Source organism: Burkholderia sp. (genome assembly GCF_018375725.1).
Lineage (GTDB): Bacteria > Pseudomonadota > Gammaproteobacteria > Burkholderiales > Burkholderiaceae > Burkholderia.
The window spans coordinates 1-10,891 of the sequence record NZ_JAHACR010000125.1 but is presented as its reverse complement, the minus strand read 5'-3'; the positions used below and the strand labels follow the sequence as shown (position 1 = coordinate 10,891).

The window sequence follows — 10,891 nt, the reverse complement described above, 5'->3', positions numbered from 1 at the left end:
ACGATGGAGCAGTCGCACACGAATCTGCAAACGGTGCTCGAAGCGCGCGACCAGCAGCGACTGTCGGCATGGACCGACTCGCTGGCTGCGATGGCTGCCAACCTGAGCGACACGTGGCAGCAGACGAGCGCGCACACGGCAAGCCGGCAGCAGGCGATCTGCGACACACTGGCCCGGACCGCCAGCGACATGACCGCCCAGGCGCAGGCGCACGCGAGCGAGACGATCGGCGAGATTGCCCGGCTGGTGCAGGCCGCGTCCGAGGCGCCGAAGGCTGCCGCCGAGGTGGTCGCCGAACTGCGCCAGCGGCTTTCCGACAGCATGGTGCGCGACACCGCGATGCTCGAGGAGCGCAACCGCATGCTGGAAACGCTCGAAACCTTGCTGGATGCGGTCAACCATGCGTCCACCGAGCAGCGCGGCGCGGTCGATGCGCTCGTCGCGACGTCGGCCGGCCTGCTCGATCGCATCGGCAGCCGGTTCAACGACACGGTCGACGCCGAAACCCGCAAGCTCGACGCCGTGGCGGCACAGGTCACCGCGAGCGCCGTCGAAGTGGCGAGCCTGGGCGATGCCTTCGGTATGGCCGCGCAGTCGTTCGGCGAGTCGAACGACAAGCTGATGACGCATCTGCAGCAGATCGAAGCCGCGCTCGAGAAATCCCTCGCGCGCAGCGACGAGCAGCTCGCTTACTACGTGGCGCAGGCGCGGGAAGTGATCGACCTGAGCATGATGTCGCAGAAGCAGATCGTCGAGGAACTGCAACAGCTCGCCGGCCAGCGGGCGCCTGTCGGAGCGTAACGCGATGCGTGAGGATATCGACGGCGACGTGGAACAGACCGCGCCGATATGGGCCGCGTTCGCCGACCTGTTGTCGGTGTTGCTGGGCGCCTTCGTGCTGATTCTGGTCGGCGTCATCGGCATGCAGCTCGATCTCTCGACCCGGCTCGACGAAGAGGTTCGCCGTCGCCAGGTGGAGGCGCAGCAGCGCAAGACGCTCGAACAGGCGCTGGCGGGGCCGCTCGCGGCCGGACGGGTCACGCTGGTCAACGGGCGCATCGGTATCAGCGGCAACGTGCTGTTCGCGCTGAACTCCGACCAGTTGCAGCCTGAAGGCCGGGCATTGCTGAAGAGCCTGGCGGGGCCGTTGTCCGCGTATCTCAAGGCCCGCGACGAAATCCTGATGGTGAGCGGCTTCGCCGACGATCAGCAGGTGCGCTCGAGCAATCGACGCTTTGCGGACAACTGGGAACTGTCCGCGCAGCGCGCGCTGACGGTGACCCGCGCATTCATCGATGAAGGGATTCCTGCCTCGTCGGTATTTGCGGCCGCGTTCGGCTCGGAGCAGCCGGTCAGCTCGAATGCCGACGACACGGGCCGGGCGAAAAACCGGCGCGTGGAAATTGCACCGGTTCCGCGCTCGTCGGCTTCCAACGGCGGCCGACGTGAGTAACGGCGCGACGCAGGCGCGAACGACGCTCGACGCGTGGCGCGCGCGCGGCGACGATCGGCTGGATCCCGTGCGCTTTCGTTTCATCGACGCGCTGGAACAGCGTGCGGCCGGCCAGCGCGGCGAGGCCCGGCGGATTCTCGACGCAAGGCTGTCGCGCCTGCTGGCGGACTACGCCGGCGATCTCGCGCGCGCCGGGGCCGACGTTGGCGATGCCGGCGGCGCCGTGCGGTCGGGCGATCCTGCGCGCGGTGCGCTGGCCGCGCTGGTCGAATACATGGCGAGCCGCGCGGCGGCGAAAGGCGGCAGCGCCGCTTTGCCGGCCAGACATCAGGCCGCGTTGCCGCCCGAGCCGGAGATGCTCGATTACTTCCGCGAAACCTGGTCCAGGGTGCGTACCGAGACGCAGCTGCGGCAAGCGCTGGATCAGGTGCCGAGGAATGCCGGCCCGCTCAACTCGAGCAGCCTCGTGCACCGGTCGCTGTCGCTGATGCGCGAACTGTCGCCGGGGTATCTGCGGCAGTTCCTGTCATACGTGGATACGCTGTCGTGGCTGGAGGAAATGACCGGCGGCGCTGCGCCGGCGGCCAGGGAGGCGCCTCGGACAAAGAGCGTCAGGAAGGCGGCGCGGAGCAAGGCGCGCTAGTGTGTCGGGCGGATGTGTCGGGCGTCGGGGCCTGAAGTGACCCGCCCCGACGCCGTCCGGACTTCACCATCGTATTTTTTGCAGGCGTGAACGCAGGCGATCCCGCAACGTTGATCTGCCTGCGTGCCGGCAAGCCAGTCAGCAACTCACGATCGACCCGTTCCGGTTCATCGCCGTTCCACCGGCCGCATCTCCTGAAGCATCGTCGGGATCAGTTCCGACACGGTCGGATGAATGTGCATCGCGCGGCTGATCGTTGTGTACGGAACTTTCGCATACATGACATCGAGCAGCGCGTGCACGACTTCGTCGCCCGTGACGCCGAGGATCGACGCACCCAGGATTTCCCGGGTATCGGCGTCGACGACCACCTTCATGAATCCCTGACTCTCGCCCTTTTCCACGGCGCGCCCGACGCGCGTCATCGGACGCATGCCGGCCATCAGCCTGCGCCCGGACTGCATCGCCTCGGTGTGCGTCATGCCCACGCGGCCGAGCGGCGGATCGATGAACATCGCATACGCCGTGATGCGATCGGATACCTTGCGCGGATCGTTGTCGAGCAGGTTGGCCGCCACAATCTCATAGTCGTTGTACGACGTGTGCGTGAATGCGCCGCGGCCGTTGCAGTCGCCCAGCGCCCAGATGCCGGGGACTCGGGTGCGAAGCTGCTCGTCCACCTCGATATAGCCGTGCGCGTCGGTCGTGACGCCGGCCTTGTCCAGGCCGAGATCGTCGGTATTCGGCACGCGCCCGACCGCGAGCAGCAGATGCGAACCCGCGACTTCTCGCGTGCCGGCCGCGCAGTCGAGCCCGACGACCACGCGGTCTGCATCGCGTCGTGCGCTCAGGCAGTTCGCATCGAGCCGGATGTCGATGCCCTCGTTTTCAAGGATGTCACGCACGCCTTGCGACACGTCCTCGTCTTCGCGTCTGATCAGGCGCGGGCCTTTTTCCACGATCGTCACCCGGGCACCGAAGCGCCGGTACATCTGGCCGAATTCGAGGCCGACGTAGCTGCCGCCCACGACGATCAGATGCTCCGGCAGGACATCCATGTCCATCATGGTCGAGTTGGTGAGATAGGGCGCCTGGTCGAGGCCGGGCATCGGCGGAATCAGCGCGCGTCCGCCGACGTTGATGAAGATGCGCTCCGCTTCGAGCCGTTCATCGCCGATGCGCACGGCCTGCGCGTGCTCGAAACGGGCATGGCCCTGATAGACCGTGCAGTTTTCCAGGCCGCGAAGCCATTGCTCGACGCCGCGGCTGGCGCGCGCCGCAATCTCGTCCTTGCGCGCCTTGACCCGTTTCATGTCGACGTCGACCGGGCCGCCGACCGTCACGCCGTACTCGTTCGCGCGCCGGGCCAGATGCGCCGCATAGGCGCTGGCAACCAGCGTCTTGGTGGGAATGCAGCCGGTGTTGACGCAGGTGCCGCCGAACCGTGCCCGTTCGACAATGGCGACTTTCATGCCCGCGCCGGACAGCCGCGCGGCGAGGGCCGGGCCGGCTTGTCCGGTGCCGATGATGATGGCGTCGAAGCGTTGCGTCATGACACTCTCCTTCGCTGCTGCCGTGCAGCTTGCGCGTGCCGTTGCGCGAGCGTCGCGTCTGCCGCTGGCAGGGTACTTCACGCTCCGCGCCGATCACTCATGGTAGACCCGGATTCCGGGTGATGCGACTTCATTCGCCAGGCGTGTGACGGGCGGTCGGCTGAACAGGAAAGGAGCGACGGGCGTCAGGATTGCGCGCTGCGCAAGGCGCGCCGCGGCTGCCGCGCCGGCCGGCAAGCCTAGGCGCAGCTACGCGTTTGGAAGATGGGAGCCGACCGCAGGGTCGATCGCCGAAGCGCCGGGTTCACGCGCTTTTCGCGCTCTCCAGCCGGCTCATCGCTTCCCGCACCTCATTCCTGAATCGCATGAGCGACGCCTGTTCCGGCGCCGGCGGTTGCAGCGCTGCCCACAGCATGTCGATCAGCTGCGCGGCGGTCGTTTCCGTATCGAGTTTCCGGCGTCCGAGGATTGCGTCCCACAGCACGTGCTCCATCGGCCCGAACACCATCGACCGCAGCAGACTCAGCGGCATGTCCGCACGAACCTGCCCGGCCGCCTGCCCGCGTGCGAGCACATCCATCAATGGCGCGGTGTACCGCCGCTGCAGTGCAGCCAGCTCGTCGCTCAGCGCATGCTGTTTCGCACGGCCCTCGGACAACACGAGCGCGCACAGCCCGGTGCCGTTTACGAGCATCAGCCGCAGGTGCGTCCGCACGATGAACGCGAACTGCTGATATACCGGCGCATCCAGCGGCATGCCCTGCTCGAACGCCGCGATGATTTCGTCATACCAGTCCGCGATGACTCGCGCGCACAGCTCGCGCTTGCCGCGGAAGTAACTGAATACGGTCGCCTCGGAGACGCCGACGCGCTGCGCAATCTCTGCCGCGGTCGCGTGTTCGTAGCCTTTTTCGGCGAATACGTCGCGGCCCGCGCACAGGATGTCCTGCACGCGCTGCTGGGATTTGCGGCTGGCGGGCGCGCGGGGCGCGTCGGCCCGGTCGGGTTTGACGGTGGCGGTCATGGTGTCGGATGCAGCGGCTGTCGTGCGGGCATGATATCTGAGTGTCACTCAAAAAACTATTGACGCCCGCCCTGGAGACGCGTGAAACTACCGAAAATTACTGCGGTATTGACTAACGAATCGGCGTAACCACCGATTTTGAGCAAAACTCAGAAATCGGTGCGCGCGATGCACTTTCTGGAGACGGAGGAGACATGAGCAACCTGCCCGGCGTGCAATTCATGCTCGGTGAAGACATCGAGATGCTGCGCGACGCCGTCGCGAATTTCGCGGCGAAGGAAATCGCCCCGCGCGCGGCGGAGATCGATCGCACCGACCAGTTCCCGATGGATCTGTGGCGCAAGTTCGGCGATCTGGGCGTGCTCGGCATGACAGTCGCCGAGGAATACGGCGGCGCGAACCTCGGCTATACCGCGCACATGGTCGCGATGGAGGAAATCTCGCGTGCGTCCGCGTCCGTCGGCCTGTCCTACGGCGCGCACTCGAACCTGTGCGTGAACCAGATCCATCGCAACGGCACCGAAGCGCAAAAACAGAAATACCTGCCGAAGCTCGTGTCCGGCGAGCACGTCGGCGCGCTGGCGATGAGCGAGCCGAATGCCGGCTCCGACGTCGTCAGCATGAAGCTGCGCGCGGACAAGCGCGGCGACCGCTACGTGCTGAACGGCACCAAGATGTGGATCACCAACGGCCCGGACTGCGACACGCTCGTGGTCTATGCGAAGACGGATCCGGAAGCCGGCCCGCGCGGCATTACCGCGTTCATCGTCGAGAAGGGCATGAAGGGCTTCTCGGTCGCGCAGAAGCTCGACAAGCTCGGCATGCGCGGCTCGCACACAGGCGAGCTGGTGTTCCAGGACGTCGAGGTGCCGGAAGAAAACATCCTCGGCGAACTCAACGGCGGCGTGAAGGTGCTGATGAGCGGCCTCGACTACGAGCGCGCGGTGCTCGCGGGCGGCCCGACCGGCATCATGGCCGCGTGCCTCGACGCGGTCGTGCCGTATATCCACGATCGCAAGCAGTTCGGCCAGTCGATCGGCGAATTCCAGCTGATCCAGGGCAAGGTCGCCGATATGTACACGACGTTCCAGGCGTGCCGCGCGTACCTGTACGCGGTCGGCCGCCATCTCGACTCGAGCGGCAGCGGCCACCTGCGCCAGGTGCGCAAGGACTGTGCCGGCGTGATCCTCTACACGGCGGAAAAGGCGACGTGGATGGCCGGCGAGGCGATCCAGATCCTCGGCGGCAACGGCTACATCAACGAATACCCGGTCGGCCGTCTGTGGCGCGACGCGAAGCTCTATGAAATCGGCGCCGGCACGAGCGAGATCCGCCGGATGCTGATCGGCCGCGAGCTGTTCGCGGAAACGATGTAACGCGAACGGAGCCCAGCCGATGCCGATCATCGAATCCAAGCTGAACCCGCGTTCGGAAGACTTCCGCGCGAATGCCGCGGCGCTCGAGGCGGTTGTCGCCGATCTGCGCGCCAAGATAGAACAGCTCGCGCAGGGTGGCGGCCCGGCGGCGCGCGACAAGCATCTGTCGCGCGGCAAGCTGTTGCCACGCGACCGGATCGCGCAGCTGCTCGATCCGGGCACGCCGTTCCTCGAGCTGTCGCAGCTCGCCGCGAACGGGATGTACAACGACGACGCGCCCGGCGCGGGCGTCATCACCGGCATCGGCCGGATCGCCGGCCGCGAATGCGTGATCGTCTGCAACGACGCGACGGTCAAGGGCGGCACTTATTATCCGGTGACGGTGAAGAAGCACGTGCGCGCGCAGGAAATCGCCGCGGAGAACCGGCTGCCGTGCGTGTACCTCGTCGATTCGGGCGGCGCGAACCTGCCGAACCAGGATGACGTGTTCCCGGATCGCGATCACTTCGGCCGCATCTTCTACAACCAGGCGACGATGTCGGCGGCGGGGATCGCGCAGATCGCGGTCGTGATGGGCTCGTGCACCGCGGGCGGCGCCTACGTGCCGGCGATGAGCGACGAATCGATCATCGTCAAGAATCAGGGGACGATTTTCCTGGGCGGCCCGCCGCTCGTGAAAGCCGCGACCGGCGAGGAGGTCAGCGCCGAGGATCTCGGCGGCGGCGACGTGCATACGCGTCTGTCGGGCGTGGCCGATCACCTCGCGCAAAACGACGCGCATGCGCTGTCGATCGCACGCAACATCGTCGGCAACCTGGCACCGAAGATCGCGACGCCGGTGGCGCTGCGCGAGCCGAAGCCGCCGCGCTACGACGCGAAAAGCCTGTACGGCGTGATTCCGGCCGACACGCGCAAGCCGTTCGACGTGCGCGAAGTGATTGCACGGATCGTCGACGATTCCGAATTCGACGAGTTCAAGGCGCGCTACGGCACGACGCTCGTGACGGGTTTTGCGCACATCTGGGGTTATCCGGTCGGGATCGTCGCGAACAACGGCATCCTGTTTTCCGAATCGGCGGTGAAGGGCGCACATTTCATCGAGCTGTGCTGCCAGCGCAAGATTCCGCTCGTGTTCCTGCAGAACATCACGGGCTTCATGGTCGGCCGCAAGTACGAGAACGAAGGCATCGCACGCCACGGCGCGAAGATGGTGACGGCCGTGTCGAACGCGAAAGTGCCGAAGTTCACGGTGATCATCGGCGGCTCGTTCGGCGCGGGCAACTACGGGATGTGCGGCCGCGCGTTCAGCCCGCGTTTCCTGTGGATGTGGCCGAATGCGCGCATTTCGGTGATGGGCGGCGAGCAGGCCGCTTCGGTGCTGGCGACGGTGCGCCGCGACGGCATCGAGGCCAAGGGCGGCACGTGGCCGATCGAAGAGGAGGAAGCGTTCAAGCAGCCGATCCGCGATCAGTATGAGCGCCAGGGTCATCCGTATTACGCGAGTGCACGTCTGTGGGACGACGGCGTGATCGATCCCGCGCAGACGCGCGACGTGCTCGGCCTTGGGCTGGCTGCGTCGATGAACGCACCGATCGAAGAGACGCGCTTCGGCGTGTTCCGGATGTGAGGGCGGGGATACGACGATGCGATACGAAACGATCAAGGTAAGCGAAGCCGGCCGCGTGGCCACCGTCACGCTTGCGCGTCCCGACGTCCGCAACGCGTTCAACGAAACGATGATCGCCGAACTGACGACGGCGTTCGAATGGCTCGACGCGCATGAAGGCGTGCGCGCGATCGTGCTGGCCGCCGAAGGGCCGGCGTTCTGCGCCGGCGCGGATCTGAACTGGATGAAGAGGATGGCCGGTTATTCGGACGACGAAAACCGCGCCGACGCGCGCAAGCTCGCACGCATGCTCGAGGCGATCCATCGGTGCGGCAAGCCGGTGATCGCGCGCGTGCACGGCGATGCGTATGCGGGCGGCGTCGGCCTCGTCGCCGCCAGCGATATTGCGGTGGCGGTCGACGGCGCGAAATTCTGCCTGTCCGAAGCAAGGCTCGGCCTGATTCCCGCGACGATCGCGCCCTACGTGACACGTGCAATGGGCGAACGCGCCGCGCGACGCTACTTCACGACCGCGGAAGTATTCGACAGCACGCGCGCGGCGGCGCTCGGGTTCATTCACGAAGCCGTGCCGGCCGATGCGCTCGACGAGACGGTCGCGAAGCTCGCAGCGACGCTCGTCGCGAACGGGCCGGATGCGGTGCGCGCATGCAAGCGCCTCGTCGCCGATGTCGCGGATCGCCCGCTCGACGCATCGCTCATCGAGCAGACCGCCGAGTGGATCGCGCGCACGCGCGGGGGGGCGGAAGCACGCGAAGGGATCGCCGCATTTCTGGAGAAGCGCACGCCGGCGTGGCGGGTGTGAAGCCGCCGCCGACGCGACACCGCGCGAAGCGCGACCAACCATTTTCGGACGACATCGAAGCCATGTTCGACAAGATTCTGATCGCCAACCGTGGCGAAATCGCCTGCCGGGTCGCCGCGACGTGCAAACGTCTCGGCATCGCGAGCGTCGCCGTCTATTCCGACGCGGACGCGCACGCGAAGCACGTGGCCGCATGCGACGAGGCGGTGCATATCGGCGGCTCCGCGGCCGCCGACAGCTATCTGCGCATCGAGCGCATCATCGAGGCCGCGCGCGCCACCGGCGCGCAGGCCATCCATCCCGGCTACGGATTCCTGTCGGAAAACGAGGACTTCGCGCACGCCTGCGAAGCGGCGGGCATCGTCTTCATCGGGCCGCCGGTCGACGCGATCGCCGCGATGGGTTCCAAGGCCGCCGCGAAAGCGCTGATGCATGCGGCCGCGGTGCCGCTCGTGCCCGGCTACCACGGCGACGCCCAGGATGCGGCGCTGCTGCATCGCGAGGCCGATGCGATCGGTTATCCGGTGCTGCTGAAGGCAAGCGCGGGCGGCGGCGGCAAGGGCATGCGCGTCGTCGAGCGCTCGGACGATTTCCCGGCCGCGCTGGCGTCGTGCCAGCGCGAGGCCGCCAGCAGCTTCGGCAACGACCGGGTGCTGATCGAGAAATACCTGCAGCGTCCGCGTCACGTCGAAGTGCAGGTGTTCGGCGACCGGCACGGCAACACCGTCTACCTGTTCGACCGCGACTGCTCGGTGCAGCGCCGTCACCAGAAGGTGCTCGAGGAAGCGCCCGCGCCGGGCCTGCCGGACGAGCTGCGCCAGGCGATGGGCGAGGCTGCGGTCGCGGCCGCACGCGCGGTCGGCTATGTCGGCGCGGGCACCGTCGAATTCATCATGACGGGCGACGCGTTCTATTTCATGGAAATGAACACGCGCCTGCAGGTCGAGCATCCGGTGACCGAAATGGTCACGGGGCTCGATCTCGTCGAATGGCAGCTGCGGGTCGCCGCCGGCGAGCCGCTGCCGTTGCGGCAGGATCAATTGCGCGTGCAGGGACATGCAATCGAAGCACGTCTCTATGCGGAAAATCCCGCACGCGGCTTCCTGCCGTCGACCGGCACGCTGAAGCATCTGCGTCTGCCGGACGGCGTCGAGTTCGACATCGGCGCGCCGGTGCGCGTCGATAGCGGGGTGCGTGAAGGCGACGCGATCACGCCGTTCTACGATCCGATGATCGCGAAGCTGATCGTCCATGGCGCGGACCGCGAGGAAGCGCTCGGCAGGATGGCGCGCGCGCTGCGCGAATGCGAGGTTGTCGGGCTCTACACGAATGCCGCGTTCCTGCAACGGATCGTCGCGTGCAGGCCGTTTGCGGAGGCCGATCTCGATACCGGCCTGATCGAGCGCAATCACGATGCGCTGTTCGAGCCGCAGCAGCCGCCGCGCGCGGCACTCGCGCTGGCCTGCGCGGCATTGCGCGCGCGCGAGCGCGACCAGCTGGCGGATGGCGGTTCGCCGTGGGCTGCGCTGTCGAACTGGCGATTGAACGCCGGTTATCGCCGTACGCTCGAATGGCATGCAATCGAGCGCGATACGCGCGTGACCGTCACTGTCGACGACGACGAGGCCGGCAAGCGGCTCACGATCGGCGACGCGCAGGCCCAACCGTTCGCGTGGACGCGGGGCGCGACGCCGCTCGACTTCGACGTGACGCTCGGCGGCGTCCGTAGCAGCGGCCGCGTGTACGCGGACGGCGATACATTCCACGTTTTCACGCAGGGCATGTCCGAGGTGTTCGAATGGCGCAACCTGCTCGCGCATGCGGGCGACGCCGAGCACGGCGGCGGCCGCCTGACTGCGCCGATGCCGGGCAAGGTCATCGCGGTGCTGGTCGAGGCCGGACAGCCGGTCGAAGCCGGCACGCCGCTGATCGTGATGGAGGCGATGAAAATGGAACACACGATCGGTGCACCGAGCGCGGGTGTCGTCGCGGAAGTGCTGTATGACGTCGGCGATCAGGTCGCCGACGGTGCGCAGTTGCTCGTGATGAGCGAGGGATGACCGGGGCGGGATGACCGGCGACACGTGACCGCGCCGGCCCGGCGGCCGCGTCCGGGTTGCCGGCGCCGCCGGGCTGCCACCGCTGGAAGATGGTTGCGCTTGCTACTTCCTGATGAAGCGCAGCGCCAAGCGCGCCATGCGCGGGACGAACGCCGGGCGCAACAGGCGCGGGTCGTAGCCCGCCATGCGCCGGTCGTTCTCGGCGAGGCACAGCTCGATCAGCTCGCGCGGATCGAGCGCTTCGCCGACGCTGGCCGTGCCGGTAGCCGGAAAGTTCGCGTCGTGCGCGACGCCGTCGGCATCGATTCCGCGCGCGATGCCGATCCGCTCCCATATCAGGAACGCCCACACGG

The 10,891-nt window shown here is 67.1% G+C and carries 8 protein-coding genes and 2 pseudogenes; 7 read left to right on the top strand and 3 right to left on the bottom strand.

Translation table 11 applies throughout. The features are described from left to right. From KH616_RS14545 to KH616_RS14535, 3 genes and pseudogenes are all read left to right on the top strand, one after another. Positions 1-801: pseudogene (locus KH616_RS14545) on the top strand (DUF802 domain-containing protein); the annotation flags it as partial. 4 nt (positions 802-805) lie between these two features. Then, positions 806-1,453 (top strand): OmpA family protein, encoded by a 648-nt coding sequence (locus KH616_RS14540; RefSeq protein WP_292245976.1) that lies wholly within the window; start codon positions 806-808, stop codon positions 1,451-1,453. Next, on the top strand, positions 1,446-2,096 hold the full coding sequence (locus KH616_RS14535) for a DUF2894 domain-containing protein (RefSeq protein WP_292245973.1): 651 nt from the start codon (positions 1,446-1,448) through the stop codon (positions 2,094-2,096). Before KH616_RS14540 ends, KH616_RS14535 begins: the two co-directional genes overlap by 8 nt. A 167-nt stretch (positions 2,097-2,263) precedes the next feature. On the opposite strand, the gene KH616_RS14530 is transcribed toward KH616_RS14535, so the two are convergent. Both KH616_RS14530 and KH616_RS14525 read right to left on the bottom strand, forming a co-directional pair. Continuing rightward, positions 2,264-3,649 (bottom strand): FAD-containing oxidoreductase, encoded by a 1,386-nt coding sequence (locus KH616_RS14530; RefSeq protein WP_292245971.1) that lies wholly within the window; start codon positions 3,647-3,649, stop codon positions 2,264-2,266. Positions 3,650-3,953: 304 nt separating this feature from the next. Next, positions 3,954-4,673, bottom strand: coding sequence for a TetR/AcrR family transcriptional regulator (locus tag KH616_RS14525; protein ID WP_292245968.1), 720 nt, complete (start codon positions 4,671-4,673; stop codon positions 3,954-3,956). A gap of 194 nt (positions 4,674-4,867) precedes the next feature. Between KH616_RS14525 and KH616_RS14520 the strand changes: the two genes are divergently transcribed. From KH616_RS14520 to KH616_RS14505, 4 genes are all read left to right on the top strand, one after another. Then, positions 4,868-6,049: an isovaleryl-CoA dehydrogenase gene (locus tag KH616_RS14520; RefSeq protein ID WP_292245965.1), complete on the top strand. Its 1,182-nt coding sequence runs from the start codon at positions 4,868-4,870 to the stop codon at positions 6,047-6,049. 19 nt (positions 6,050-6,068) lie between these two features. After that, positions 6,069-7,676: a carboxyl transferase domain-containing protein gene (locus KH616_RS14515; protein WP_292245962.1), complete on the top strand. Its 1,608-nt coding sequence runs from the start codon at positions 6,069-6,071 to the stop codon at positions 7,674-7,676. Between the two features lie 16 nt (positions 7,677-7,692). Further along, entirely contained in the window at positions 7,693-8,478 is a 786-nt protein-coding gene (locus KH616_RS14510; protein ID WP_292245959.1) for an enoyl-CoA hydratase/isomerase family protein, read from the top strand. Between the two features lie 62 nt (positions 8,479-8,540). Further along, on the top strand, positions 8,541-10,538 hold the full coding sequence (locus tag KH616_RS14505; protein ID WP_292245956.1) for an acetyl/propionyl/methylcrotonyl-CoA carboxylase subunit alpha: 1,998 nt from the start codon (positions 8,541-8,543) through the stop codon (positions 10,536-10,538). Between the two features lie 102 nt (positions 10,539-10,640). Here the strand turns inward: KH616_RS14505 and KH616_RS14500 are convergent. Continuing rightward, positions 10,641-10,891: pseudogene (locus KH616_RS14500) on the bottom strand (ferritin-like domain-containing protein); the annotation flags it as partial.

Bases quoted from the DNA above. Each gene is read 5' to 3' on its own strand.
- KH616_RS14520 (WP_292245965.1), top strand. From the start codon at position 4,868: ATGAGCAACCTGCCCGGCGTGCAATTCATGCTCGGTGAAGACATCGAG.
- KH616_RS14525 (WP_292245968.1), bottom strand. From the start codon at position 4,673: ATGACCGCCACCGTCAAACCCGACCGGGCCGACGCGCCCCGCGCGCCC.
- KH616_RS14510 (WP_292245959.1), top strand. From the start codon at position 7,693: ATGCGATACGAAACGATCAAGGTAAGCGAAGCCGGCCGCGTGGCCACC.
- KH616_RS14540 (WP_292245976.1), top strand. From the start codon at position 806: ATGCGTGAGGATATCGACGGCGACGTGGAACAGACCGCGCCGATATGG.
- KH616_RS14515 (WP_292245962.1), top strand. From the start codon at position 6,069: ATGCCGATCATCGAATCCAAGCTGAACCCGCGTTCGGAAGACTTCCGC.
- KH616_RS14505 (WP_292245956.1), top strand. From the start codon at position 8,541: ATGTTCGACAAGATTCTGATCGCCAACCGTGGCGAAATCGCCTGCCGG.
- KH616_RS14530 (WP_292245971.1), bottom strand. From the start codon at position 3,649: ATGACGCAACGCTTCGACGCCATCATCATCGGCACCGGACAAGCCGGC.